Annotated in this window: 23 protein-coding genes and 1 riboswitch; of the genes, 7 read left to right on the top strand and 16 right to left on the bottom strand. The window is 64.5% G+C overall.

Translation table 11 applies throughout. The annotated features are described in order from the left end of the window. Window positions 1-37 precede the first annotated feature (37 nt). Window positions 38-808 (top strand): ATP-binding protein, encoded by a 771-nt coding sequence (locus tag ACVDHE_RS08835; protein ID WP_418725973.1) that lies wholly within the window; start codon window positions 38-40, stop codon window positions 806-808. Window positions 809-821: 13 nt separating this feature from the next. Further along, entirely contained in the window at window positions 822-1,004 is a 183-nt protein-coding gene (locus tag ACVDHE_RS08830; RefSeq protein ID WP_213037713.1) for a ferredoxin, read from the top strand. Between the two features lie 82 nt (window positions 1,005-1,086). Here the strand turns inward: ACVDHE_RS08830 and ACVDHE_RS08825 are convergent, their stop codons facing one another. The 3 genes from ACVDHE_RS08825 to ACVDHE_RS08815 form a co-directional block, all read right to left on the bottom strand. Then, window positions 1,087-1,899, bottom strand: coding sequence for a GGDEF domain-containing protein (locus tag ACVDHE_RS08825; protein WP_458884347.1), 813 nt, complete (start codon window positions 1,897-1,899; stop codon window positions 1,087-1,089). Window positions 1,900-2,167: 268 nt separating this feature from the next. After that, a complete protein-coding gene (locus ACVDHE_RS08820; RefSeq protein WP_458884346.1) occupies window positions 2,168-3,913 on the bottom strand; it encodes a [FeFe] hydrogenase, group A in 1,746 nt (581 codons plus the stop codon). Next, on the bottom strand, window positions 3,907-5,745 hold the full coding sequence (locus ACVDHE_RS08815) for an NAD(P)-binding protein (protein ID WP_458884345.1): 1,839 nt from the start codon (window positions 5,743-5,745) through the stop codon (window positions 3,907-3,909). The genes ACVDHE_RS08820 and ACVDHE_RS08815 overlap by 7 nt, the downstream gene beginning before the upstream one ends. Window positions 5,746-5,987: 242 nt before the next feature. Between ACVDHE_RS08815 and ACVDHE_RS08810 the strand changes: the two genes are divergently transcribed. Continuing rightward, complete coding sequence (locus ACVDHE_RS08810; RefSeq protein WP_213037708.1) at window positions 5,988-6,470, top strand: prolyl-tRNA synthetase associated domain-containing protein; 483 nt, start codon at window positions 5,988-5,990, stop codon at window positions 6,468-6,470. 54 nt (window positions 6,471-6,524) lie between these two features. Here the strand turns inward: ACVDHE_RS08810 and ACVDHE_RS08805 are convergent, their stop codons facing one another. The 3 genes from ACVDHE_RS08805 to ACVDHE_RS08795 form a co-directional block, all read right to left on the bottom strand. Further along, window positions 6,525-7,943, bottom strand: coding sequence for a spore germination protein (locus ACVDHE_RS08805; RefSeq protein WP_418725969.1), 1,419 nt, complete (start codon window positions 7,941-7,943; stop codon window positions 6,525-6,527). Window positions 7,944-8,159: 216 nt separating this feature from the next. Next, window positions 8,160-8,870: an SGNH/GDSL hydrolase family protein gene (locus tag ACVDHE_RS08800; RefSeq protein WP_213037706.1), complete on the bottom strand. Its 711-nt coding sequence runs from the start codon at window positions 8,868-8,870 to the stop codon at window positions 8,160-8,162. 150 nt (window positions 8,871-9,020) lie between these two features. Beyond that, complete coding sequence (locus ACVDHE_RS08795; RefSeq protein WP_458884344.1) at window positions 9,021-9,935, bottom strand: DUF4349 domain-containing protein; 915 nt, start codon at window positions 9,933-9,935, stop codon at window positions 9,021-9,023. Window positions 9,936-10,143: 208 nt separating this feature from the next. On the opposite strand from ACVDHE_RS08795, the gene ACVDHE_RS08790 reads away from it, so the two are divergent. Beyond that, window positions 10,144-11,163: an alpha-hydroxy-acid oxidizing protein gene (locus ACVDHE_RS08790; RefSeq protein WP_418725966.1), complete on the top strand. Its 1,020-nt coding sequence runs from the start codon at window positions 10,144-10,146 to the stop codon at window positions 11,161-11,163. 91 nt (window positions 11,164-11,254) lie between these two features. On the opposite strand, the gene ACVDHE_RS08785 is transcribed toward ACVDHE_RS08790, so the two are convergent. Then, window positions 11,255-13,621 (bottom strand): VWA domain-containing protein, encoded by a 2,367-nt coding sequence (locus ACVDHE_RS08785; RefSeq protein WP_458886167.1) that lies wholly within the window; start codon window positions 13,619-13,621, stop codon window positions 11,255-11,257. Window positions 13,622-14,161: 540 nt separating this feature from the next. Here ACVDHE_RS08785 and ACVDHE_RS08780 point away from each other — a divergent pair. Then, window positions 14,162-15,100 (top strand): pentapeptide repeat-containing protein, encoded by a 939-nt coding sequence (locus ACVDHE_RS08780; RefSeq protein ID WP_458886166.1) that lies wholly within the window; start codon window positions 14,162-14,164, stop codon window positions 15,098-15,100. A gap of 50 nt (window positions 15,101-15,150) precedes the next feature. Next, window positions 15,151-15,239: riboswitch (cyclic di-GMP riboswitch) on the bottom strand. Window positions 15,240-15,583: 344 nt separating this feature from the next. Here the strand turns inward: ACVDHE_RS08780 and ACVDHE_RS08775 are convergent. After that, window positions 15,584-16,339, bottom strand: a complete 756-nt coding sequence (locus ACVDHE_RS08775; RefSeq protein ID WP_458884343.1) for an acyl-[acyl-carrier-protein] thioesterase — start codon at window positions 16,337-16,339, stop codon at window positions 15,584-15,586. 154 nt (window positions 16,340-16,493) lie between these two features. Between ACVDHE_RS08775 and ACVDHE_RS08770 the strand changes: the two genes are divergently transcribed. Continuing rightward, entirely contained in the window at window positions 16,494-16,868 is a 375-nt protein-coding gene (locus ACVDHE_RS08770) for a RidA family protein (protein WP_213037700.1), read from the top strand. A 50-nt stretch (window positions 16,869-16,918) separates the two neighbouring features. Here ACVDHE_RS08770 and ACVDHE_RS08765 read toward each other — a convergent pair whose 3' ends face one another. The 6 genes from ACVDHE_RS08765 to malQ all read right to left on the bottom strand — a co-directional run bounded on the left by ACVDHE_RS08765 (window position 16,919) and on the right by malQ (window position 22,485). Beyond that, window positions 16,919-17,758 (bottom strand): DegV family protein, encoded by an 840-nt coding sequence (locus ACVDHE_RS08765; RefSeq protein ID WP_458884342.1) that lies wholly within the window; start codon window positions 17,756-17,758, stop codon window positions 16,919-16,921. Window positions 17,759-17,943: 185 nt separating this feature from the next. Then, window positions 17,944-18,525 (bottom strand): ABC transporter ATP-binding protein, encoded by a 582-nt coding sequence (locus ACVDHE_RS08760; protein WP_325226727.1) that lies wholly within the window; start codon window positions 18,523-18,525, stop codon window positions 17,944-17,946. Then, entirely contained in the window at window positions 18,525-19,289 is a 765-nt protein-coding gene (locus ACVDHE_RS08755; protein ID WP_213037697.1) for an ABC transporter permease, read from the bottom strand. The genes ACVDHE_RS08760 and ACVDHE_RS08755 overlap by 1 nt, the downstream gene beginning before the upstream one ends. Before the next feature lie 42 nt (window positions 19,290-19,331). After that, the gene (locus ACVDHE_RS08750) at window positions 19,332-20,390 is read right to left on the bottom strand and encodes an ABC transporter substrate-binding protein (protein WP_458884341.1); all 1,059 of its coding nucleotides are present in this window, start codon (window positions 20,388-20,390) and stop codon (window positions 19,332-19,334) included. Window positions 20,391-20,427: 37 nt separating this feature from the next. Further along, on the bottom strand, window positions 20,428-20,682 hold the full coding sequence (locus ACVDHE_RS08745; protein WP_458884340.1) for a TM1266 family iron-only hydrogenase system putative regulator: 255 nt from the start codon (window positions 20,680-20,682) through the stop codon (window positions 20,428-20,430). A 330-nt stretch (window positions 20,683-21,012) separates the two neighbouring features. Beyond that, a complete protein-coding gene (malQ, locus tag ACVDHE_RS08740; RefSeq protein WP_458886165.1) occupies window positions 21,013-22,485 on the bottom strand; it encodes a 4-alpha-glucanotransferase in 1,473 nt (490 codons plus the stop codon). Between the two features lie 255 nt (window positions 22,486-22,740). Between malQ and ACVDHE_RS08735 the strand changes: the two genes are divergently transcribed. Continuing rightward, the gene (locus ACVDHE_RS08735; RefSeq protein WP_458884339.1) at window positions 22,741-24,054 is read left to right on the top strand and encodes a helix-turn-helix transcriptional regulator; all 1,314 of its coding nucleotides are present in this window, start codon (window positions 22,741-22,743) and stop codon (window positions 24,052-24,054) included. A 62-nt stretch (window positions 24,055-24,116) separates the two neighbouring features. Here ACVDHE_RS08735 and argF read toward each other — a convergent pair whose 3' ends face one another. Continuing rightward, a complete protein-coding gene (gene argF, locus ACVDHE_RS08730) occupies window positions 24,117-25,100 on the bottom strand; it encodes an ornithine carbamoyltransferase (protein ID WP_325226735.1) in 984 nt (327 codons plus the stop codon). Between the two features lie 185 nt (window positions 25,101-25,285). Further along, window positions 25,286-26,464, bottom strand: coding sequence for an aspartate aminotransferase family protein (locus ACVDHE_RS08725; RefSeq protein WP_458884338.1), 1,179 nt, complete (start codon window positions 26,462-26,464; stop codon window positions 25,286-25,288). Between the last annotated feature and the right edge of the window lie 3 nt (window positions 26,465-26,467).

Raw genomic sequence — 26,467 nt, 5'->3', positions numbered from 1 at the left:
GGGAGACCCGTTTGAAATGAAAAAAAGGAGAAACACTATGGTACGCAGGATCATTGAGATCGATCAGGAAAAATGCAACGGCTGCGGCGCCTGCGCCGCGGCCTGTCACGAGGGCGCCATCGGCATGGTGGACGGCAAGGCCAAGCTGCTGCGGGACGACTACTGCGACGGCCTGGGCGACTGCCTGCCCACCTGTCCCACCGGGGCCATCACCTTTGTGGAGCGGGAGGCCGCCCCCTATGACGAGGCAGCGGTCCAGGCCAAAAAGGCCGCCGGAGACACGCTGCCCTGCGGCTGCCCCGGCTCCATGACGCAGACCCTGTACCCGGCGGAGGAGGCTCCCCGCCATCCGGCGCCCCAGGCTGGCTGTCCCGGCTCCCAGACCCAGGAGATGGGCCACGGCAATCCTCATCACCCGGTGCCCCCGGCGGCGGAGGGTCCCGTGTCCTGCCTGCGGCAGTGGCCGGTACAGATCAAGCTGCTGCCGGTGGAGGCGCCCTTCTATCAGGGGGCAAAGCTCCTGATCGCCGCCGACTGCACCGCCTTTTCCCGGGCGGACTTCCACCAGCGCTTCATGCGGGGCCGGATCACCCTGATCGGCTGCCCCAAGCTGGACGAGGGCGACTACGCCGAAAAGCTCACGGAGATCATTCGCCGCAACGACATCCGGGAGGTCACGGTGGTGCGGATGGAAGTTCCCTGCTGCGGCGGCATCCAGCGGGCCGTGGAGACGGCCCTGCGCAACAGCGGCAAGTTCATTCCCTGGCAGGTGGTGACACTGGGCCGGGATGGAAATATTCTGGATTAAAGGAGATATGGATATGAACGCGATCGTCAGCGACGCCTGCATCGGCTGCGGCCTGTGCGAGGGCACCTGCCCGGATGTGTTCCACATGGGAGACGACGGGCTGGCCCACGGCAGCGGCGTGCCTGCGGGCCAGGAGGATCTGGCCCGGGAGGCCCGGGACAACTGCCCCGTGTCCGCCATCACCATTGAGGAATAAGAACAGCGGGGCCCGCGCCGGATCGGCGCGGGCCCCGCTGTATCGTCATCATAGTCATCGTCTCATCTGTCGCCGGGCCGCCTCAGGGGGCGCGGCGTTTTTCCTGGTACATCCGGCGGTCCGCCTGGTCCAGCAGCTCCCGCAGCATTTCCACTGAGGGGGAGAACTGGTCCGTGTAGGCATAGCCAAAGTCCGCCTCCGCCACCGGCACCAGAGCCGCCCGCAGCTCCTCGATCTTCCGGCAGACAATATCCTCCCCGCAGTCCAGCAGGATGACCACGAACTCGTCGCCGCCCAGACGGATCACCGAGTCCTGGCCCCGGACATGCTCACCCAGCACCCGGGCCACCTGCTCCAGCGTCCGGTCTCCGGCCAGGTGGCCGAAGGTGTCATTGACCTCCTTGAACCGGCGCAGGTCCATCATGATGACACCCACCCGGGTCAGCCGGTCCATCTGGCGGCGCAAAAACACAAAATCGTTGAGATAACGGCGGTTGAACACCTGGGTCAGCTCGTCCCGGTACAGCTCTTCACGGGCGGCAGACGCCTTTTCCAGGGAGAAGTGCCCGCGCCGCCGCTCCACCAAACGGGAAGGCGCCCAGCCGGCCAGCTCCAGAACCAGGGGCACTTCCCGGCCATTTTCCGTCAAAAACAGCGGGCAGGACAGGGCGTGGACCGGACGGCGATGGTCCGGGCTCTCGCCGCTGACTCCACCAGGAGTGTCCAACAGTACGTACAATTCATCCCAGGGCCCCCGCTCCAGCCTGTCCTCAGATATGGGTGTCAGCCGCTCTTCCGCCGCCGGATCCAGCAGGCGCACCACCTCAAACAGACGTTCCATCTCCCGGACCAACAGGCACAGCTCTCTTGTTGTGTAGCGGTCTCCGCTCTTCATGGGACCTCCTTCTGGCGCAGGGGCGTCCAGCTTTTCTTTGATCTTACCATTATACAGGCAGCGCGCAGAAAAGGCAAGCATGTACATTGGCAGATCCTTACAAATATATTACCTATTTTCTAGGGATTATGTCAAATTTGTATGCATATATCACCAAATCACTTGAAAAAAACATTGTTTTTTATCAAAAATATGCGAGGAAAAACATTCACCTTCAGTGAACACCCCCCGTCCTGCAGGACGGGGGGTGCTGCAGACCAAGAGGCGCTCACTCCTCCCGCCGGAACACGGGCAAGGACCAGCCCCGGTGATCCGTGTGGAGCAGATGATGGGACTTCTCTCCCAGGGGCGCACCCAAAAACTCCCGGTACAGCGCCTGCACGTCGGGGTTTTCGTGGGAGAAGCGGACGGGCGCGTCGGCATCCAGCTGCCACAGGCGCGCGCCTCGCTCGGCGGCCAGCTCCTCGCCCTCGTGAATGGGCTGACCACCGCCGCCGGCACAGCCGCCGGGGCAGGCCATGACCTCCACAAAATCGTACTCCGCGCGGCCCTTCTCCAGGGCCTCCATCAGATGGCGGGTATTGCCCAGGCCGCTGACCACGGCCACCCGCACCGCTCCGGCACCGGGGATCGTATAGGTCGCCTCCTTCCAGGGCTTGTCTCCCCGGACCTCTGCGAAGGCGTCCGGATCCGGGTTCCGGCCGGTCACCAGGAAGTAGGCGCTGCGCAGGGCCGCGTCCATGACGCCGCCGGTGGCGCCGAAGATCACCGCCGCGCCGGTGCCGGAGCCCAGGGGCGAGTCGAAGCTCTCCTCCGGAAGGTCGGCGGGCACGATGTGCTCGCTGCGCAGCAGCCGCCCCAGCTCCCGGGTGGTCAGCACAACGTCCACGTCCGGATCGCCGCAGGCATCGGCCATGGTGGGCAGGCCGCACTCGCTTTTTTTGGAGATGCAGGGCATCACCGACACCACGAACATCCTGTGGGGATCGATGCCCTTGCGCTGGGCGAAATAGCTCTTGGCCATGGCGCCGAACATCTGCTGGGGGGACTTGGCGGTGGAGAGATTGTCCGTGTAGGCGGGGAACTGTCCCTTCACGAACCGTACCCAGCCGGGGCAGCAGGAGGTGAACATGGGCCAGGCGTACTGATCCCGGTGAGTGAAGCGGTGGAGGAACTCGCTGCCCTCCTCCATGATGGTCAGGTCTGCGGTGAAGTTGGTGTCGAACACGTAGTCAAAGCCCACCCGCCGCAATGCCGCCACCATGCGGCCGGTGGTGGCGAAGGCCGGGTCCAGCCCAAAGCTCTCCGCCCAGGCCACCCGCACCGCCGGGGCCACCTGGATGACGGTGGTGATATTGGGGTCCTCCAGGGCCCGGAACACGGCGTTGGTGTCGTCCCGGGCCGTCAGGGCGCCGGTGGGGCAGTGGGTGACGCACTGGCCGCAGTAAGTGCAGTCGGTGTTTTTCAGCAGGCGGTTGAAGCTGACGTCCACGGTGGTCCGGGAGCCGGTGCCCGCCACATCCCAGATGTGCATACCCTGGACCTTGTCGCAGATCTGAACGCAGCGCATGCACTTGATGCACTTGCCCGCCTCCCGGATCAGGGGGGCGTCCAGGTCGATCCGGGACCGCTCAGGCTTGACGGCGTAGGGCTGGTAGTGGATATTCAGCTCCTGGGAGAGGGTCTGGAGCTCGCAGTTGCCGCTGCGGATACAGGTGGTGCAGCTGGTGTCGTGCTGGCTGAGCAGCAGACGCAGGTTGGTCCGCCGGGCCCGGCGGACCCGGGGGCTGTTGGTGGAGATCACCATACCCTCCAGCACCACATTGTCGCAGGCAGTGACCAGCCGCTCGATGCCCTTCACCTCCACCACGCACATGCGGCAGGCGGCGATCTCGTTGATGCCCTTCAGATAGCACAGGTGGGGGATGGGGATGCCGGCGGAGCGGGCGGCGTCCAGGATGGTGGTGCCCGCCTGCACGGAGACGGCGCGGCCGTCGATGATCGCATTTACCATTTTTCCACACGTCCTCCCTTGAAAACTCCGTATCCGAAGTGGTCGCACCGCAGGCAGCGGGAGGACTCCTGCTCCGCCTCCTCCGCGGTCAGGCCGCACTCGATACAGGTGAAGTCATGCTTGCGCTCGCAGGCGTCCCGCTCGGTGGTGTTGACCCGGCCCCGGGGCTTGAGGTCGGAGAACCGGGGCGCCGGCACCTGGACGGGCGAGGCGATCTCGTGGTGGAAGCCCAGGTACTCGTCGATGTTGGCGGCCGCCGCCTTGCCGGCGGCGATGGCCCGGATGACCGTGGCGGGGCCGGTGACGCAGTCGCCGCCGGCGAACACGCCCTCCAGATCCGGCAGCTTGGTGTCGGACCCGGCCAGCAGCGTGCCGCCCCGCTGGATCACCACGCCGGACTGCTCAAAGCCCAGGGACTCCACGCCCTGTCCGATGGCCACGATGATGACGTCCGCCTCAATGCGGTGCTCCGCCGCCCGGGCGGTGCCGGGCTTGGGACGGCCCTGGCGGTCCATCTCGCCGATGATCTGGGGCTGAGTCCAGAGGGCCACGGCGTTGCCGCTATCGTCGCTCTCGATCCGCACCGGGGCGTGGAGGGTCAGCAGCTCGGCCCCCTCGGCCTCGGCGCCCTCCACCTCCTCGGGCAGGGCGGTCATGTCCTCCTTCCGGCGGCGGTAGACGCAGGTGACCTTCTCGGCTCCCAGACGGATGGCGCTGCGGGTCACGTCCATGGCCACGTTGCCGCCGCCGATGACCACCACCCGCTTGCCGGTGAAATCCGGCTTTTCGCCGTCGCCGATGCCCCGCAGCAGCTCCACCGCAGAGACGACGCCGCGGCTGTTCTCGCCCTCGATGCCGGTCTTTTTGTCCGTGTGGGCGCCGATGGCCAGGTACAGGCAGTCGTACTCCTGCTTCAGCTGATCCAGCGTCACGTCGGTGCCCACGTTGATGTCGGTATGTACCTCAATGCCCAGGGACAGGATCGAGGCGATCTCGGCGTCCAGCAGCGTCCGGGGGAAGCGGTAGTCGGGGATGCCGTAGCGCAGCATGCCGCCCAGGGCCTTCCGCTTTTCGTAGACGGTGACGCTGTGGCCCATGAGGGCCAGATAGTATGCGGCGGAGAGGCCGCCGGGGCCGCCGCCGATGACGGCCACCTTCTTCCCCGTGGCCGGGGCGCAGGGGGGCTGGGGCACCTGGCCGGCCTGGTCCACGGCGTAGCGCTTCAGGGCCCGGATATTCACCGCGTCGTCCACCATGCGGCGGCGGCAGCGGGCCTCGCAGGGGTGCTCGCAGATGTAGGCACAGGCCACCGGGAAGGGGTTGTCCTTGCGGATCAATCGCACGGCGTCGGCATAGCGTCCGGCGTGGACCAGGGCGATGTAGCCGGGGATATCCACGCCCGCGGGACACAGCGCCACGCAGGGCACCGGGTTTTTCAGGCTGCCCAGGCACCGGTGGCGGAGGATGTGCTCCTCATAGTCGTCCCGGAAGCCCTGGAGGCCCATGAGCACCAGCTGGGCGGCATTGATGCCGATGGCGCAGTCAGCGGTGTCCACGATGGTCTGGGCGGTCTGCTCAATGCGGCGGAGGATCTGAATGTCCGGCTGGCCGTCCAGTACCTCCCGCAGCATCTGGGCCAGCTGCCCAAGACCGATCCGGCAGGGCACGCACTTGCCGCAGGTCTGGGCGTGGCACAGCTCCAGGAAATTCAGAGCCATGTCGATGGGACACAGGCCCGGGGGGCTGGAGGCGATCCGGTGCTCTACATTCCGGTAGAGCTGATCCACCACCGCCTGGGCCTGGCTGGGGGTCTTGATATCCAGTCTGCTCATGGGGCGTTCACTCCTTTTTCATCAACCTGTGCCGTCCGGCAAAGCCGGGCGGCGTTCCTCCTTGTTTAAGCATACCGGATTTTTGTGGAATGTGCAACAAAGCGGCAGAAAAAGGGCGGCAAAATTCCGTAAAACTTTTACCATCTTCTTTATCCAAAAACACAACGGCGGCGTTTCTTTCTTGCGCCGGTCCTGGGAGACTGATATACTGGGGAAAATCATCGAAAGCGGGGGGACTGGCTATGGACAAAGCGGAGACATACCGATATCTGGACAGCCGGGGCATCGCCTATGAGGTCACGGAGCACCCGGCTGTGTACAGCATGGCCCAGCTGGACCAGGTGGCGCTGCCCTACCCAGCGGACGACGCCAAAAACCTCTTCGTCCGGGACGACAAAAAACGGGCGTACTACCTCATCACTGTCCGTGGGGACAAGCGGGTGGATCTGAAGGCGTTCCGCCGCCGCCATGGCACCCGGCCGCTGACCTTTGCCTCGGCGGAGGATCTGGCGGCGCTGCTGAAGCTGACCCCCGGGTCCGTGACGCCCCTGGGCCTGCTGAACGACACGGAGCGCCGGGTGACATGGTTCCTGGACCGGGACTTTACCGGCCGCATCGGCGTCCACCCCAACGACAACACCGCCACCGTCTGGATGCAGGCGGCGGACCTGGCGGATCTCATCCGGGACCACGGCAATCCGGTCCATCCGGCGGACATGGAATAAGAGGAAGGCGCGGGGCCCCACCTGTCCGGGGCTCCGCGCCGTGTCGTTTTGTCCTCAGGTATTGTCCCGGCTGATGGGCTCCCGGATCAGCAGCCGCCGCAGAGCGGTGGCGTTGAAGGGGATCAGGGGGTAGAGATAGGCCTTGCCCACCAGGGGCTTGGTGGTGGCCAGCAATATCAGAATCCCCAGGGAGCCCAGGAAGAAGCCCCATGCGTCGAACACCGCCGTGACCAGCAGCAGCGTCACCCGCAGCAGCTTGAAGGCGTAGCCCAGCTCATAGCTGGGCTGGGCAAAGCCCGCCACCGACACGAAGGCCATATACACCAGCACCTCCGGCCCCAGCCACCCGGCCTGGACGGCGAAGTCGCCCAGGATCAGCGCCCCCAGCATGGAGAAGGAGCTGGAGAGGGAATCCGGCGTGTTGAGGGACGCCAGCTTCAGCACGTCGATCAGAAACTCCACCACCAGCAGCTGCCAGAGAAGGTCCAGGGACGCCGGCTCCGGGGAGGACAGGAAGTCCAGCCATCCCGGCAGCCGCCCCGGCTCGTTGACCATCATATACCAGGCGGGCGTGATGAACAGCGAGATCAAAAACACGATGATCCTCAGCACCCGCAGGTAGGTGCCCACCAGGGGCGGGAAGTAGAACTCGTTGGCCTCCTGGGTGAAGTCGAAAAAGGAGGTGGGCAGAATCATCACCGAGGGGGAGTTGTCCACCATGACGATGATATACCCCTCCATGACGCAGGCGGCGGCAGTGTCCGGCCGCTCGGTGTAGCGGACCTTGGGAAAGGGGTTGTACCACTGCTTGGGCCGGATGCTCTCCGACACGCTCTCCTGCCCCATGCTGAGGGATCGCATCTTGATCCCCCGCAGCTTCTCCCGGACCTGCTCTAAAAGCTCCTGGTCCACCCGGTCGTCCAGATAGCACAGCACCACGTCGTTGTGGCTGCGGGTGCCCACCTTCATGCCCTCCATGGTCAGGTGGGGGTCCCGGATGCGGCGGCGCAGCAGGGCCATGTTGGGCACCACCGCCTCGATGAAGCCGTCGTGGGCACCCCGGAGGACCTTGCCGTCCAGCGGCTCCGCCACTCCCCGGCTGGGGTACTCCTTGGCGTCGATCAGCGCCGCGCCCCGGGCTCCCTCCAGCAGCAGCAGGCTCTTGCCCAGCAGCACCGAGGTGACGATGTCGTCCCGGTCGAAGCTGACCTCCACCTCCATGAATGTGACGAACCGGTCGGTGAACTCCTGCATCTTTGTGATGGTCCCCACCTGCTCCGGCTTCAGGGACAGCCAGAAGGCCCCCATCCGCTCCAGGATGGCGTCGCCGCCGAAGCCGTCGATGACCCAGATCCGCCCCCGTCGGCCGCCGATCTGCAAATCCCGGCAAACCATGTCGCAGCTGCGGCCGGCGCCCAGGGTCTCATCGAACCAGCGGACGTTATCTGCATAGTGTTCTGAAAGCTGTTCCATGCGGCACCTCCATTGCTCAAGCAAAACCCGCCGGACCGCGGGCCTCCGCGGTCCGTATCAGGGGTAGTATGTGCCGCCGGAGCGTGCCGTATCCCATTCCTTTCAGTTATATTCACGTCTGTTTCTACAATTTGTTATGGATCTTGACAAAAAGAGACCGCCCGCAGGCGGTCTCTTTCACAGTTATGCAGGAAAGTGCCGGCGGGGCAGGCACTCTCACGCCGTCTGCCGGACCGGCTCCAGATGCTCCCGGGCAAAGTCCCGGAAGGCATCGCCGATGAGCGCCTGGCCGGCGGAGTTGGGGTGGGTGCCGTCCTCGCACAGAAGCTGACCAAGGTGGCCGTGGGCCAGGAAGGCCCCCCGGATGTCCACCAGCGGGGTCTCCGTCTGCCGGGCCAGCTGCTCCACCGCCCGGGAGTAGTTCTCCTGATGGGCGTAGATGTTGGTGAGGCTGCCCAGCCAGCGGCGTACCGCCGCCTGGTCCAGCTTGCCGCACCACCAATGGAAAAACCGCTCCGGCTCCAGCGGCGGCAGGGTGGTCAGCACCGGCGTGATGCCGTGGAGCCGCAGCTGGGCGATCATCTCCCGATACCGCTGCAAAAACTCCTCCAGGGGCACGTTGGGCCGGTGGTCCCCCTCCGGGTCCGCCGCCACCTGGTCCCAGCGGAAGTCGCAGTCGTTGCCGCCGAAATCCATCACCACCGCGTCGCAGGGCGTCTCCCGCTCCAGCAGCCGCTCCAGCAGCCGCTCCCCCTTCACCACCGTGGCGCCGAAGTGGGAGCCGTTTTTCACCGTCAGTCCGAAGTCCCGCTCCAGGCCGGGAATGCCGATCTCGTTCCGGGTGACGTACCGCCCGGTGGCGGGCTCCACCTGGATGCCCTTGAGGATGGAGTCCCCCAGCAGCTGGATCTGCGATACACGTTTCATAGCAAGACCTCCAAACCGTGTAATCTAGTTTCTAAAACAATATTATACAGTTTTATTGAATTTGTCAAGTCGTCCGTACCAGCTTTTGCGCCGCAGCCAAAAAAAGCGGCCGCCCGGAGGCAGCCGCTTTGCTGTATGGTCCGTCACCGGTCAGGATGCCCGGTTTTCCGGCGGTCCATTCCCCTTGTCCCTCTTTTTCCGCAGCAGGCGCCACAGCACCGTGCCGCCCACGGCCAGCAGAACCAGCACCGGCACCCAGGCGTAGGCCAGGATCATCACGATGGCCTCCAGGAAGTCCACAAATCCGTTCCAGCCGGCGGCAAAGGCCCGGCCCAGGCGGCTTGCAAACGTGGTGGGCGGCTCCTCCGCGTTGGAGAGCTTGTAGACCTCCTCCAGGGAGATGGTGACGGTGGAGTAGTCCACCAGGCTGTCGTACTGGCGCAGAGTCCCGGTCAGCTGCTCGATGGCCAGCTCCGTCTCGGAGATGGCGGACTCGATGGTGATGATGTCCTCCATGGTCTCCGCCTGGCTCAGCAGGGTCTGGAGCCGCTCCAGCTTGGTCTGCTGGGTCACCAGGCGGCTCTCCACGTCGTAGTACTGCTCACTGATATTGTCGCTGCCCTCCTCCTGGCGGACCACGTGGCACAGCTCCCCCACCTGCTCCAGCAGATTCCGGAAGTTCTCCGCCGGGACCCGGATGGTGTAGAAGGCGCTGCGGTAATTGCCGCCGTGGTTGTAGACCGAGGCGGACTCGAAGTAGCCGCCCAGGTCCTCCACCATCTGCCGCAGGCTGGCCGCGGCGTCGTCAAAGGCGGTGGTCTCCACGCTCAGGTCCGCGGTGTAGATCATCTTGGCGTTGCGGAGCCGGTCCTCCCCGCTCCCGTCCTCCGCCGGGGATTCCGGCATCTGCGCCGTCATGTTCCCGCCGTAGCTGCCGTTGTCAGCCGTCTCCTCCGTCGCCACCATGTCTGAGGCAGTGGCGCCGGATGTGTCGCTGCCGCCGCAGCCGCTCATGAGGCCCAGCAGCAGCAACAGCGCCGTCAGCATTGCAAGTCCTCGCTTCATGTCGTTACCTCCTTCTTTTCCTCCATCCGTTCTTCCATCATGGTCATTTGTCTGTATAGACGAGATTTTTTGCAGAAGGTTCCGCCGGACGCAAAATTTTTCCCTGGTTTTGGGAGGGACGGTTGCCTTTTTCCCCCACGGGAGGTAAAATGTCGATGTATAAATGCCCGCTCGGCGGGCCGCAAATCGATTCGGAGGGGAAAACCATATGACTTATCAGGAAGCTTTGGAAAACGCCCGGGGCAACATCGGCCCCTACTGCAAGTCCTGCCCGGTCTGCAACGGCCTGGCCTGCAAGAACACCATCCCCGGCCCCGGCGCCAAGGGCATCGGCACCGGCTTCATCCGCAACTACCAGAAGTGGCAGGAGCTGTGCGTCAACATGGACACCATCTGCGAGAACAAGCCGGTGGACACCTCCGTGGAGCTGTTCGGCCGGACCTTTGACCTGCCGGTGTTCGCCGCCCCCGTGGGCGCCATGCAGCTGCACTACGGCGACAAGTACGACGATTTACAGTACAACGAGATCCTGGTGCCCGCCTGCGCCCAGGCCGGCATCGCCGCCTTCACCGGCGACGGCACCAACCCCGCCGTGGTGGAGGGCGCCGTGAAGGCCATCTCCGCCTGCGGCGGCCACGGCGTGCCCACCATCAAGCCCTGGGATGTGAACACCCTGAAAACCAAGCTGACCCTGGCCCGGGAGGCGGATCCCTTCGCCATCGCCATGGACATCGACGCCGCGGGCCTGCCCTTCCTGAAGAACCTGACCCCGCCCGCCGGCAGCAAGACCGTGGAGGAGCTGCGGGATGTGGTGGAGATGGCCGGAAAGCCCTTCATCCTCAAGGGCATCATGACCGTCCGGGGCGCCCAGAAGGCCCTGGAGGCCGGCGCCAAGGGCATCGTGGTGTCCAACCACGGCGGCCGGGTGCTGGACCAGTGCCCCTCCACCGCCGAGGTCCTGCCCGGCATCGTGGACGCGGTGGGCGGCAAGCTGACCATCCTGGTGGACGGCGGCATCCGCTCCGGCATGGACGTGTTCAAGGCCCTGGCTCTGGGCGCCGACGGCGTTCTGATCGGCCGGCCCTTCGTCAACATGGTCTACGGCGGCGGCGCCGAGGGCGTCAAGGCCTACGTGGACAAGCTCAAGGCGGAGCTCAGCGACACCATGGCCATGTGCGGCGCCCACAGCATCGCGGACATCGACCGCTCCATGCTCTACGGCTTCTGAGTTCAAATACATCCAAAAGCAGCGCCCCCGGCGAAAGCCGGGGGCGCTGTTTTACTTAGCGGTTCAAGTCTTGTTTCCGTGGGAACGGAGATCACTCCTCGTCCCGCTTCTTGCGGCCCAGGAAGGTCACGCCGGCAAGGCCCGTGCCGGACAGGGCGGTCATGGCCAGCCACAGGGCGGACATATCGCCGGTCTCGGGCACTTCCGCCAGGGGAGTCTCCTCATCGGGGAGCTCCGTAGTCGGGGTCTCCTCCTCGGGCAGCTCCGTAGTCGGGGTCTCCTGATCGGGCAGGTCCGTGGTGGGCGTGTTGCCGTCGGGGATGTCGGTGCCGCCGTCGCCGCCGGGAGGCGTGGGATCAGTGCCGCCGGGAGGCGTGGGATCGGTGCCGGGACCCTCGGGACCGGTGCCGCCGCCGACGGTGTAATCCACAGTGGGCTTCTCGAAGTCCTCAGGATCGCCAGGAGTACCGTCGGAGTTCACCGGGTGGAGGGTGGCGATCTGGTTGGTATCCAGCTTGTAGTCGCCGGGCTCGGTGGGAGGCGTGACCAGCTTGACGGTGTAGGTCAGCTGGACGGGAGCAAAGTTGCTGACAGCCTCTCCGATGGTCCAGGTAAAGTGCTCCTCATTCAGGCCGTTGCCTCTCTCATATTCGAGGGTGAAGGCATAGGTGCCGTCTCCCACCGGCTTGAAGCCATAGCGGTTATCGGTCAGTCTCACGGCGGGATAGGTCGTCTCGCCCACCTTCAGGCTCATGGCGGAGACATCGTTCACGAAGTCAAAGTCGTAGCTGCCGGCCACATAGCCGATGTAGTCCACGACATAGGAGCCCTTGTCCACCGCGTAGAGGATGTCGTTCTGGATGTCGTCGAAGTCCAGGGTCTCGCCGTTGCTGAGGGTGGACATGAAGCTGCTGCCCAATTCGGAGGAACCCGTGTAGATAGCGTAACAGTGGTACGCCGTGCTCAGGTCCAGATACGCCTGATACGCGTCATAGAACGCGCGGTCGATCGCCTGTGCGTGATCCTGCACTTCATCAAGAGGAATGTACTTCTCAGGCACAGTATCAGTCATGGTACTGGCGCCGGTAAAGTCCATCACATAGGTATCGCCGTCGGCTTCCACCTGGGGTTTGATCACCGTGGTGTAATAGGTGAGCCAATCGACCCCACCGGGCACCTTGTACTCGCCGTCCCCGAGGCGGTTGCTCAGGCACCAGGTCGTATACTCGCCGAAGTACCGGGTGCCGTCGGCCTCCAGCTGGTTGAAGATGATCTGCACCGTCTCACCGTCCGGGCCAGTGAACAGGCGGGTGAGGCCGTCGCTGACCAGGATCACGTACTTACGGTTGTTGGCCACGCTGGTATGCTCCTCCAGCATCGCCTGCGCCGCCAGCAGGCCCGCCTCGATGTTGGTGCCGCTGGTATCCTCTTCCAGAGGGATCCTGGCGCTCATTTTTTCCGCCACATCGGCAGCGTCATAGGGAGAGAGCTCCCGCATCACATGATAGGTACCGTCAAAGACAACGATGCCGACATTGATGACCGCCTTGGTGGACTCCAGGGAGCTGTTCAGCGCTTCCAGCATCGCCAGACCACCCTCGGTAGATTCATCTCGGCTGCTGGTGGACTTATCTACAACAAACACGATGTCGCTCTCCAGCGTCTCCTCCGCGGAGGGCAGGGACAGCGTCACCTGGGACTTCAGATCCTCGTCCAGAGGAGTGGCCGTCTTGGACTTGGAGGTATCCCACTCAAAGGTGGGCTCCTCCACTTCGACCGTGCGGTCATACCGCAGGACGATCACGTTGTCCGCCGCGTTGGAGGTCAGGGTCAGGGTCTCGTTGGGGGTGGTGCTGGTGTACTCGTAATCGCCGCCCTGATAGCTGGGCACCTGCTCGATGTCGGCCACGCTCACGGTACTGCCCACCAGAAGGCCGGTGACCGGGTCGCTCTCGGTGGAGCCGGTCAGCTTGTCGTTGGTGTAGTACTCATGCCGGACGGTGTAGGAGGTGTCCAGCTGCTCCAGCTCGATGACGTTGTAATAGGTGAATTCGTAATTGGCGTAGACATTTCCCGCACCGGGAGCGTCAATTCCATATCCGGACCAAATCTCCAGTGTTTCACCGTCTTGGAACCCATCCTCGGTCAAACTGGCAAAATAGGAATTTGTTTCCTCATAGAGAGCTGTTCCGGGCAGATAATCTCCTACGCCGTGAGAACGGGAGAACTCCAAGTCCCCACCATAATCCGAAGGCAGAGGTTTCAGATAGTCAACATTTTCTTTTCCGAAAACAGCACTGAACAGACCTGTATAGAACGCATTATAGCTGGCGGCAGCAAGTTCAGCCTCCGGCCATTTGATCTGAACATCCAGCTCTGAACCGCTCCCAGTAACATACACAAACCGGTCGATCCACGGATACTGCTGGATCTTTGCAATCAATTCCTCCTGGGTCATAGTAAAAATACCGTTGGCGGTAACCAGATTTCCATCCAGCCAGTCCGGGTGATCGCCAAACATTTCTGTCAGGCTTGCATAGGAGGTTCCCCTTGTGTCGTTGTAATAATTCAGTACATAGCGCGTCATAGCGTTTTCACCGGAATATCCCGCCTGATCCAAATAGTTATAAATTTGGCACATCTGGTCAAACGTGACATCTCCGCTATTACTGACCCCGAAAATACTAAGAAAATAAAATGGGATCATCGCGCCGGAATGTCGGATGGGGAGATATTGTCCGTCATAAGTCAAAACAGGCAGCAAAGAGCCTTCTTCCAAGCTGCCAAACTGACTGGTATCCTCTGGGGCAAGGGCAAAACTGCCGTCCTTATACCCATAAACATGCCCGGAATTGTTTGTTACCTTGATCAAAAATTTGTAACTATCGCCAGGCATCTGTGTCTCATTTTCCCACAAATCCTGTGCGCATAGGCCCAAATCAATTACCAAATCGGAGGAGGATACCTCCTTCCCAATGGTATAGTTGAACGTATAAACTTGCGTCGCCGGGTCAAACTCGTAGCCATCATAGGAGATCCCATCGGACATCTGCTTATACTCCACATCGCAGGTCTCCTCGGGGATCTCGGGGGTCTCCTGCTCGGGGGCGGTCACCTCAAAGGTCCAGGTCTCCGACCATGTGGGTTCAGTACCGGGCTCCAGAGGGTCGTTAAAGACACGAGCCGCCTCGATCGTCTGGACGGTCTGCTCCTGAGTGGTCGGCTCCTGAGTGGTCGGCTCCTGAGTGGTCAGCTCCGGGGTAGTCGGCTCCGGGGTAGTCGGCTCCGGGGTAGTCGGCTCCGGGGTAGTCGGCTCCGGGGTAGTCGGCTCCGGGGTAGTCGGCTCCGGGGTAGTCGGCTCCGGGGTAGTCGGCTCCGGGGTAGTCGGCTCCGGGGTAGTCGGCTCCGGGGTAGTCGGCTCCGGGGTAGTCGGCTCCGGGGTAGTCGGCTCCGGGGTAGTCGGCTCCGGGGTAGTCGGCTCCGGGGTAGTCGGCTCCGGGGTAGTCGGCTCCGGGGTAGTCGGCTCCGGGGTAGTCGGCTCCGGGGTAGTCGGCTCCGGGGTAGTCGGCTCCGGGGTAGTCGGCTCCTGAGTGGGCGGCACCTGGACAGACTGCGGATTGACCGCAGGCGGCTCAAGCACCTCCACCACGTCATAGCGGTGGGTGATGGTAACCGTACCCTCGTCCACGCCGATGACGGTCACAACGCCGGTCTCCTCATCCCATTTCACAGTCGCCACTTTAGGATCACTGGTCTCCCACTGGTGGTTCGTGTACTTCTCCCGATCCTGCTGGGACACGCCTGTGTAATCGCCGATCTCTATGGATTCGCCGACTTCCAGGAGGTACACATCGTCCTCGTCCTCCGCGAACGCCGTGACGCCCAGCAGGCTCATGGTCATGCTGAAGGTCAGCAGCAGTGCGAAGAGTTTTTGTAACTTCTTTCTTGCCATCTTTCGTTCTCCTTTCGTTATCGTGAGATCGAATACATGGCGGCCGGGCTGGCCTGGCGGCTATCGCCGCTTTAGCCCCCTTGCTTTGCGTCCCGCCGTTTCCGGCGGTTTGCCTTTGCATCTATTCTCGCGCGGCTCCCCGCGCAGGGATATCAGCGCCCCTTCGGCTTTGCTGCACAAAGCCGAAGATCCGGTACCGGATCTTCCCGACGCCGAGCGGTTTCACGGCCCCCTCACTGCCTCTGCGGATCCGCACGCCGCAGCAAAAACCACCTCCTAATTTTTGGGTACGCTGTCAGTATATCACGGAGTGGTTACAAAACCGGTTACAAAACCGGTTACAAATCCACCTTTTTCCTTCAAAATTTGTTTGTCAGTTTTAATAAAAATCTCTTCTATTTTTGTGCATCTTTTGCATTTTGTCCTTGAAAACATGAAAACCGCCGTTTTCCGGCGGTTTTCGACGTTTTATTTGCTGAATTCGCAGCGGCAGGTGAAGCAGGTGCCGCCCGGGCCCACGCCCTCCATGAGGTAGGCGGCTTCCCCGTCCCGGATGCCCAGCAGCCGCAGCTCCTGGTCCAGGGTGGCCTCCCGGCTGTAATTGATGTAGAAGGCCGAGGGGGTCCGCTCCCGCAGGTCCGCGGGGAGGAAGTCCCAGGCGATGTCGCCGTAGTTGCCGCTGTACAAGTGGCCGTTGCCGTCCAGGTCGGACCAGTAGACAGGGCGGGTACCCAACTCCTCCAGTCCCGTCCGGGGCAGGAGCACCTTCCGGGTGGGCGGACAGTCGATGTCCACCGGGCAGGTGGTGATGGCCTTGGCGGTGAAGCTCTCCGGCCGCAGGATGCGCCGGGTCCGCGGATCCACCAGCACCCAGTCGCTGCGGATGGCGCAGCGCAGCGCCCCCGCCTGGTCCCGCAGCTCATAGACCCGCTGCATGTGGGCGCCCTTGGTACCGTCCTCCCAGGTGGTCACGTCCAGCACGTCCCGGACCCGGGGGCAGTCCTGAATCTTCAAGGCGATCCGGGACAGGAGGAACACCTCTCCCCTGTCCCAGAGCACGTCGTGGGTCAGGCCCCGGGCGTCGTAGTCGTACCCGGCCATGGCCGCCGCCAGGCTCAGCAGCGTGCTCACCCGGGCGCGCTGATGCCGGTCGCAGCGGGCAAAGTTCATCTCCTCCTGACGGGTGTAGCTGTTCTCCGTCAGGCTCTGCCGAAAGCAGTCCATACATCCTCCTCCGGCCCGGCGGACCGGGCCTGTGGTCGTTTTTTCCCCTTTATCATAGCACAATTCGCCCCGGCGCTCAAGGGACGGCGATTGACTTTTCTCCTCCATATGGTATGATAGGTACACCTATTACAAATAAAGGAGGACGATTCCCATGAATAAGACCGTCATTTCCACCACCGCCGCCCCCGGCGCCATCGGCCCCTATTCCCAGGGCTGGACTGTGGGCGAGTTCGTGTTCACCTCCGGCCAGATCCCCGTGGACCCCGCCACCGGCGCCGTTCCCGAGGGCATCGCCGCCCAGGCCGAGCAGAGCTGCAAGAATGTGGGCGCCATCCTGGAGGCCGCCGGCGTGAATTATGAGTCCGTGGTCAAGACCACCTGCTTCCTGGCCGACATGGGCGATTTCGCCGCCTTCAACGAGGTGTATGCCAAGTACTTCACCTCCAAGCCCGCCCGCTCCTGCGTGGCGGTGAAGGAGCTGCCCAAGGGCGTGCTGTGCGAGATCGAGGCCATCGCCGTCAAGTAAAGACGCCTGACAAAAAAGACAGAGGGCAAGTGCCCTCTGTCTTTTTTTGCTCATTTCCGCAGGAACACCAGTCCCAGGGTGTCCGGCCCGCAGTGGCAGAAGATGGTGCAGCCGGCCTTGCCGCAGATGATCTGGCCGAAGCGGCCGTCCTCCTCCAGAATGGCCCGGACGCTCTCCGTCAGGCCCGGCGTGCGGCAGGTGTCCACCAGGAAGATGCGTCCGGTGTCGATGTCCGTGCGGCCCGCCAGCCGCTCCCGCACATACTCGCCCAGAACCTTTTCCATGGAGCCCCGGTACTTCTTGGTGACGGACATCCGGCCGTCGATGACCTCCACGCAGGGGTGGAGCTTCAAAAGGTTGGCGCCCAGGGCCGTGACGGCGGAGCAGCGGCCGCCCTTTTTCATATAGTCCAGCCGGTCCAGCACGAAGCTGGTCTCGATCCGGGGGATCATGTCCTCCAGCAGCGCCAGGATCTCCCCCACGCTCTTTCCGGCCTCGGCAGCCTCTGCCGCCGCCAGCACCAGCATCCCATGGCCCATGGTCAGGTTGCCGGAGTCCACCACGTAGACCTCCGGCACCTCCTCCGCCGCCAGCTTGGCGTTCTGGTGGCAGCAGGAGAAGCCCATGCCGATGTTGATGTGGATGACGGCGTCGTACCGCTCCGTCTCCCGGCGGAACACTGCCTCGTAGTCCGCCACGTTGACGGCGTTGGTGGTGGTGATCTCGCCGCCGGCGTCCACATGGGCGGCGATGGCGGCAGTGCGGATGTTGATGCCGTCCTGATACAGCTTGCCCGCTTTCACAATACCCAGGGGCAGGACGGTGATATGGTGCTGTTCCAGCAGCTCCCCCGGCAGGTCGCAGGTGGAGTCGGTGGTAATTTTGATCATAAGGATCTCCTTCCGGTATGCCGGCGCCCTCTTCCCCGCGGGACGGGCGGCACGGACGATATACCCTGCGATTTTATCACAGTCTCCCCCGGATTGCTACCCCCAATCGGAACTTTTTTGCAAAAAATCCGGCGCCATCCACGAAAAAAGTCGAAGATGGCGCCAAAATCGCTGTGCAAAGGTTTTCAATGTCCGCCCAGGGTCACGATCCGGGCCCCCAGGGCCGCGGCGTCGCCGCCGCTGTGACTGGCCAGGATCAGCAGCCGCCCCGCCGCAAGACGGTCCACCGCCGCAAGACAGCAGTCCCGGGATGCCTCGTCCAAACCCGTGAAGGGCTCGTCCAGAGCCAGGGCGTCGGCGGGCGAGAGCAGCGCCCGGGCCAGGGCCAGGCGGCGCTTCATGCCGCCGGAGTAGTCCCGGACCGGCTTGTCCCCCACGTCCCCCAGGCCCAGCTCCGCCAGCAGCGCGGCAGCCCGCTCCGCCTCCAGGGCGGCACCCAGGGCAAAGCGCAGGTTGCCCTGGGCGTCCAGATGCTCCAGCAGCCGGTCCTCCTGGAACACGGCGGCCCACCGCAGGCCCGGCGGCGCCGTGATGCGGCCCCGGTCCGGCCGCTCCAGGCCCATCAGCAGCCGCAGCAGCGTGGTCTTGCCGGTGCCGGAAGGAGCCATGAGACACACCGGCTCCCCGACCGTCACAGCAAGGGACACGTCCCGCAGGACCTCCGCGCCGCCGTAAGACTTCCACAGATGTTCCGCGCGCAGCTCCATCAGCACCCCGCCTTTCCCGCCAGGGCGTCCACCGCCCGCAAAAACAGCTTCTCAAAGCCAACAGACACCGCCACGATCACGGCGGTCCAGGCAAAGAGGTCCCCGGTCTCGAAGTACACCTTGGCGGTGTAGAGCCGCTCGCCGATGGTCCCGGCGGGCAATCCGATGACCTCCGCCGCGGCGCCGGCCTTCCAGCAAAGCCCCAGGGACACCGACACCGCCGCGCGGAAAGAGGGCAGCACCGCCGGCAGGTAGATCCCCGCCGCCCGCCGCCCCCAGGGCACGCGGAACACCTTCGCCATCTCCAGCAGCTGCCGGTCCGCCCGGCCGATGCCCTCCAGCACGCTGAGGTATACCGGCGGGAACACCATCAGCGCCGAGATAAAGAGGGGCAGCGCCGCCGTATTCAGCCAGAACAGCGCCAGGATGATGAAGGACACCACCGGCACCGCCTTCACCACCGCCACCAGCGGCCCCAGCAGCTCCCGCACCGCCCGGCACCGGGCGGCCAAGGCGGCGCAGGCCACGGCCAGGGCGCAGGAGAGGAGAAAGCCCCCCAGGATGGCGGCGGCGGAGCGGCCCACGGCGGTCCAGAAGGCGGCGGTGACCGCCAGCTCTCCCAGCCGCCCCAGGGCCGTCAGAGGCGAGGCCAGCAGCAGGCCGCCGTGGCGGTAGGCCGCGGCCATGGCCATGGCCGCCAGCTGCCACATCGCCAGCCAGAAGGCCACCGCCCACAGCCGCAGGGGCGTTTTTCCCTTGTGCATGACCGGTCGCCTCCCTACATTTTGTATACTTTCCTGTCGAAATTACGCGCCGTAATAGAAATTGTCCCCCGGCAGGGCGCCGCCCACGGAGCTGGCGTCGGCGTCAAAGAGCACCTGGAGGTAGCCGGAGAGCTTGTCCTTCATCTCCGCGCCGGTGATGCAGACGATGTTGCAGTGGGGCAGGGCCTTCTCCGCCACCGCCGCCTCCACGATGCCGTAGGAGCCGATCAGCTCCGCCGCGTCGGCAGGGTTGGCGTTGACCCACTCCACGCTCCCGGCGTAGTCCTTGAGGAAGGCGTCCACGGCGGCGGGGTTTTGTTCCACCACCTCCCGCCGGGCCACGATCACGCCGGTGAGCAGGGCGGAGCCGTTGTCCAGGGCGTCCCACTGCTCCGTCAGGTCCAGAGCGGTCCGCAGGCCGGAGATCTTGTTCTCCGCCACGGTGACGAAGGGCTGGGGCAGCATGGCGATGGTGGCGGCGCCGGTGGCCAGGGCGGTGACGCACTCGGAGTGCTCGCTCTTCCAGTCGATGGTCACGTCGGCATCCGGGTCCAGGCCGTTCTCAGAGAGCAGATAGCGCAGGGCATACTCCGGCGTGGACCCCTTGCCGGAGGCCACGATGGTCTTGCCCGCCAGGTCCGCCATAGACGTCACGGCGTTGCCGTTCTCCACGATATAGAGCACGCCCAGGGTGTTCACCGCCAGCGTCACGATGTCCCCCTCGGTCTTTTGATACAGCACCGCCGCCAGGTTGGCCGGCACGCAGGCCATGTCCAGCTCCCCCTTCATCAGCAGGGGGCTGACCTCATCGGCAGAGGCAGCCAGGGTGAAGGTGTAAAGGTTACCCACTTCCCCCTCATAGGGTTTGCTGGAGTCCAGCATTTGGGCCGCCTTCTCGTCCGTGTCGCTCATCAGCTTCACCAGGCCCATGGCGGTGGGGCCTTTCAGGGCGGCGATGGCGTAGCTCTCGCCGGTGACCTCCTCGGTCTGCTCTTCCGTCTGGTCCTCCGTGTCCTGGGGATCGGTCTTGCCGCACCCGGCCAGGGACAGGGCCAATGCCAGGGTCAGGGCCAGGGACAGCAGCTTCTTCCAGTGTTTCATGTCCGTTACCTCTTTTCTCATGATGTTCCCGGCAGGCTCACAGGGCCTCCTCCGGGGCGTAGACGGTCTTGGCGGTGACCCCCGCCAGCCGCCCGATCTTGCCCGACAGGGCGGAGATCTCGTCGGCCGGGGCGTCCATGGCCACGCTGATGATGTTGACCCCCCGGGCGTGATAGGGCACCCCCATCCGCCCGATGATGCGGGAGGCGTACCGGTGCAGCAGGTCGTTGAGGGCCGGCACCGCCTCCGGATTTTTCACGATGACGGCCAGCACCGCCACCCGTGTCTCCATGGTGATCGCTCCTTCCGGTGAGAATTCACGCGCGGCGGCACGCCCAAAACCGGTCGGGACCGGCGCGCTTCACGGTTCGCCGTGGATTCCACGGCCAAAAACAAGCGTCCCCTCCGCCGTCGTGGCGAAGGGGACGCGGACAGTCTCGTCCGGGCGCGGAGGTCCCTCCGTGCCCACTCCCCGTCTCACGGCTCGGAAAACGCCTCGCCGCCAGAACGACAGAACTCCGGCCCGCCGGTTCCGGCGGCCTCGCTTGTTGGGTCCGCCGGTCAGAGTCCGTCTTCCCGGGGACGGGGAAATCATATCATGTTCCCAAACCGCCGTCAAGCCTCAGCAGCGGCTGGCGGCGGCGGTCAGGGCGCGGATCTCTTCAGCCAGCTCCGCCGTGGCGGCGCCGGAGGCCATCCGCCAGCGCCAGTTGCCGTTGGCCACGCCCGGCACGTTGATCCGGGCCTCGCCGCCAAGGCCCAGGTAGTCCTGCATCTGGGCCACGAACAGCACCGCCATACTGGTCTGCCCGACGCGCAGCAGGGCCCGCCGGGCGCTCTCGCCGTCCTCCGCCCCCAGGTAGGTCTTTGCAAAGGCCTTTTCCTTGTCAGAGGCCCCGGCGTACCAGCCCAGGGCGGTGTCGTTGTCGTGGGTGCCGGTGTAGCACACGCAGTTGGGGTTGGTGTAATGGTGGGGCAGGTACGCGTTGTCCGGCCCGGAGAAGGCGAACTCCAGCACCTTCATGCCCGGCAGGCCCGAGGCGTCCCGCAGCCGGTGGACATCGTCGGTCAGGATCCCCAGGTCCTCGGCGATGTAGGTGATCTGGGGGAACCAGTTGGTGAGGACCCCCAAAAGGTCCATGCCGGGGCCCTTCTCCCACTGGCCGGTCTTGGCGGTGGCGGACCCGGCGGGCACGGCCCAGTAGCTCTCAAAGCCCCGGAAATGGTCCAGGCGCAGTGCGTCGAAGCGGGCGGAGGCGCCCTCCACCCGGCGGATCCACCAGCCGAAGCCGTCGGCCTTCTGGGCCTTCCAGTCGTACAGGGGGTTTCCCCAGAGCTGGCCCTCTTCAGAGAAGTAGTCCGGCGGGACGCCCGCCACCTTGGAGGGTCTTCCGGTCTGGTCCAGCAGGAACTCCTTCCGCTCGGCCCAGACGTCGGCGCTGTCCAGAGAGACGTAGATGGGCAGGTCCCCGATCAGGCCCACGCCCAGGCTGTTGACATAGGCTTTCAGCGCCTCCCACTGGACGGCAAACCAGTACTGCACGGCGGTGTGGAAGGCCACCTCCTCCGCCAGGACCCCCCGCCAGTGCTCCACGGCGGCGCTCTCGTGGCGGCGCAGGGGCTCGTCGGGCCACTGGTACCAGGGCTGCTGGCCGAAATGGACCTTGGCAGCCTGGTACAGGGCGAACTCCCGGACCCAGGGGTGCCGGTCCGCAAACTCCCGCATCGCCTGGGCCTTGTCGCCGCTGAGGCGGGAGAAGGCGGTGCGCAGCATCCGCTCCCGGCTCTCATACAGGGCGCCGTAGTCCACGGGACCCTCCGGTACCCGGAGCCGGTCCAGGTCCTCCCCGGTCAGCAGTCCCTCCGCCGCCAGGGCCTCCGGGTCCAGCAGCAGCGGGTTGCCGGCGAAGGTGGACACACTGGTGTAGGGGGAGTCCCCGGCCCCGGTGGGGCCCACCGGCAAAATCTGCCACCAGCGCTGGCCGGCGGCCTTCAAAAAGTCTGCGAATGCCCGGGCCTCCTTGCCCAGGGTGCCGATGCCGTAGGGCCCCGGCAGGGAGAACACGGGCAGCAGAATGCCCGCGGAACGCTGCATTTTCAAAGTCTCAAACCCCTCTCCTCTTGTGGTCGTAAATGACTGTTTTATTGTATGCGAAAGAGTAGGATTTGTCAAGTCGCACAAACTAAGCGCATTTTTACCGCTTATTTTTGGACAGTATATGGTGATTTTGACCGGTTTCGCCGTACTTTTCTGCCGCCGCAATCACTGGTTGACACGCTGGAAGGCCGCCGGTGGTTGCCTTGCCGGCCCGATTTTGGTATGCTGAGGGCACAAAAAGGAGGTGTCCCCATGGAAGAAGCCAAAACTCTTGGCGGCCGCATTCAGGCGCACCGCAAGGCCGCTGGGCTCAGCCAGGAGGCCCTGGGAGAGCGGCTGGGGGTCAGCCGCCAGGCGGTGAGCCGCTGGGAGGCCGACGCCGCCGTGCCGGAGCTGGAGAAACTCATCGCCATGAGCCGCCTGTTCGCCGTCACCGTGGGGACGCTGCTGGGGATGGAGCCCCCCGCCGGGGAGGCGGGGCCCGCCAAAGGAAGCGGAGTTGGAGCCGCCTCAGCGGAAAACGGCGGCGCGGCGCCGGATGAGACCGTCCCGGCCCCGGAGCTGACGGACCGGGAGCTGGCGGCGGCGGAGGCCATCGCGGAGAAATACCTGGCGGCGGTCCGGCCCCGGTGGAGCCGGAACAGGAAACTGGCCGCCGCCGTGGTGGGCTTCGCGCTGGTGCTGGGCGCGGCGCTGGCGGCGGGCAGGCTGGTCTCCCTGAACCGGCAGATGGACGACCTCCGGTCCCAGATGGCGGGCGTCCAGAGCCAGGTCAGCGCGCAGCTGAACGACCTCACCGGCCAGATGACCGGTCAAATCAGCAATATATTAGACGAAAAAGATAATATACTATCTAATCACGCCGTGACTGTCACGGATTTTGACGCGGCGGCGGAGACCGTGACCCTGACGGTCACCGTGTTTCCCAAGGAGTGGACCGGGGACACCGCCGCCGTTTTTACCGCCGTCCTCTCCGACGGGCGGCAGTTCCGGACCGAGGCTCTCCGGCAGGGGAGCGGCTTTGCGGCGGAGAATTGGGAGCTGCCGATGGACCCGGCGATCACCCTCTCCGCGGCCCTGACCGACGGCGGCGTCACCCGCTCCAGCCCCTTTGACATCCTGTACGACTGCCTGCCCGGGGTCTATCAGCTCCGGGTGGAGGGCAGCTGGGACATGACGCTGCACCAAGGCGCGGGGAAGGTCTCGTTCGGGGCGCTGGACCTGCACATCCAGCCGGACCCCGACATCGCCCTGGCGCCCACGGCGGTGGATCTGTGCCTGTACCGAAATCAGGAGACGGAGCCGGAGCAGGTGCTTCCCGTATCCCAGGCGGTGCCGCTGTACCGGGAGCAGGGCTATGTCCAGCTCTATGACGGAGAGAGTTTCCAGACCGCCCTGCGCCTGGAGCGCGGCGAGACCCTGGTGGCGGCGGTGCGGATCACCGACGACCACGGCCAGACCACCTGGACCGTGCTGGCGGCCTGCCGCTATCCGGACTCCGCTTTCGCCGACACGCCGGAGTGGATCGCTGTCTCCTCCGACTGGGTCCCCGGCGAACCGGCCTGAGCTCACAAAGCAAACAGGGCCGCCCCTCTTTCGAGGGGCGGCCCTGCCGTTTCATCCGGTGTTTACTTCATCAGCTCGTACATGACGGCCTTGATGGTGTGCATGCGGTTCTCCGCCTCGTCAAAGACGATGGAGGCATCGGACTCGAACACCTCGTCGGTGACCTCCATGGCGTCCCGGCCGAACTTCTCGCCCATCTCCTTGCCCACCTGGGTCTTGTGGTCGTGGTAGGCGGGCAGGCAGTGCATGAACTTGCACTGGGGACCGGCGTTGTCCATCAGGGCCTTCGTCACCTGATAGGGGGCGAGAGCCGCGATGCGCTCCTGCCAGACCTCCACGGGCTCGCCCATGGAGACCCACACGTCGGTATAGAGCACGTCGGCGTTCTTGGTGGCAGCCATGGGGTCCTCAATGAACTCCAGCACGGCGCCGGTCTCGGCGGCGATGGCCTGACAGGTGTCAATGAGCGCCTGGTCCGGCATATACGCCTTGGGCGCGCAGGCCACGAAGTGCATGCCCATCTTGGCGCAGCCCACCATCAGGCTGTTGCCCATGTTGAACCGGGCGTCGCCCAGGTACACCAGCTTCACGCCCCGGAGCTTGCCGAAGTGCTCCTGAATGGTCAGGAAGTCCGCCAGGATCTGGGTGGGGTGGAACTCGTTGGTCAATCCGTTGAACACGGGCACGCCGGCGTACTTGGCCAGCTCCTCCACGATGGTCTGGCCGAAGCCCCGGTACTCGATGCCGTCGTACATCCGGCCCAGCACCCGGGCAGTGTCCGCGATGGACTCCTTCACGCCGATCTGGGAGCCGGTGGGCCCCAGGTAGGTGGATCCCATGCCCAGATCCTGGGCGGCCACCTCAAAGGCGCAGCGGGTGCGGGTGGAGGTCTTTTCAAAGATCAGCGCCACGTTCTTCCCCTCCAGGTAGCGGTGGGGGATGCCGGCCTTCTTCTTGGCCTTCAGGTCGGCAGCGGTGTCCAGGAACTGCTGGATCTCGGCGGGAGTGAAATCCAGGAGTTTGAGAAAATGGGTGTGGTTTTCCATGGGCGTCTCCTCGCTTCTTCAGAATTGGCTGTGTAAAACTGCGCAGCCTCCCGGGAAAATTTTATAAAATCCTCCCGTTATAGTAAGGGTTATGGTAAAGGGCATGGTTATGGTGATGGCTATGGTAAGGGGAACGGCCTCCTAAAGCGTCGCGGGATGGAGAGAACAGAGGTCTTTCTTTTTTCTCAGCCCAGGACCTGCTTCATGACGGCCAGGCCCTGGTCCATCTCCGCCTGGGAGATCATCAGCGGCGGCAGCAGCCGCATGCCGGGGCCGGCAGTCAGGACCAGCAGGCCGTTTTCGATCAGCTTGCCGGCGATGTCCTTGTTGGTCCAGCCGTCCTGCACGGCAATGCCGATCATGAGGCCTAAGCCCCGGGTGGCGCCGAAGCAGGGCAGGTCCAGCTCCTCGATCTTCTGCCGCAGATACGCGCCCTTCTGCTCCACCTGGGCAAGGAACGCATCGCTCAGCTTCTCCTGGACCACCAGACCGGCGGCGGCACAGATGGGGTTGCCGCCGAAGGTGGTGGCGTGCATGCCCGGGCCCAGCACCTCCCGGCACTTGGCATTGGCCATGATACCGCTCATGGGCAGGCCCCCGGCGATGCCCTTGGCGAAGGACACCACGTCGGGCAGGATCCCGTAGTGCTGGAAGGCAAACAGCCTGCCGGTCCGGCCCACGCCGGTCTGGACCTCGTCCACCAGCAGCAGCCAGTCGCGCTCCGCGCAGAGCTTGGAGAGGGCCTGGACGTAATCCCTGTCCAGGGGCAGCACGCCGCCCTCGCCCTGGACCAGCTCCACCATGACGGCGCACACGTCGTCCCCGGCGGCGGCCTCCAGGGAGGCCATGTCATTGGCGTCGGCGTAGCGGAAGCCCTCGGTGAAGGGGAAGAAGTAGTTGTGGAACACCTCCTGGCCGGTGGCGGTCAGGGTGGTGATGGTGCGGCCGTGGAAGGAGTTGTTGAGGGTGATGATGGTGGCGCGGCCGGTGCCGTACTTATCAAAGCTGTACTTCCGGGCCAGCTTGATCATGCCCTCGTTGGCCTCGCCGCCGCCGTTGGCAAAGAACACGCCGGCCATGCCGGTGCGCTGACAGAGGAGCTGGGCCAGTTTGGCGGGGGGCTCCGTGTAGAAGAGGTTGGAGCTGTGACCCAGCTTCCCGGCCTGATCCGTGATGGCCTTGACCCAGTCGCCGTCGCCGTAGCCCAGGCTGGCCACGCCGATGCCGCTGGCAAAGTCGATGTAGGCCTTCCCCTCGGGATCATAGAGCGTGGCGCCCTGTCCGTGGTCCAGGGCCACCGGGAAGCGGCCGTAGGTGTTGAGGATGTACTGGCCCGTCAGGGCCTTGATCTCCTGGCTGTTCATAGG

It is taken from the genome of Dysosmobacter sp. Phy, assembly GCF_054476235.1.
The sequence above is the reverse complement of the archived record's forward strand: the minus strand, read 5'-3'. Positions and strand labels throughout refer to the sequence as shown.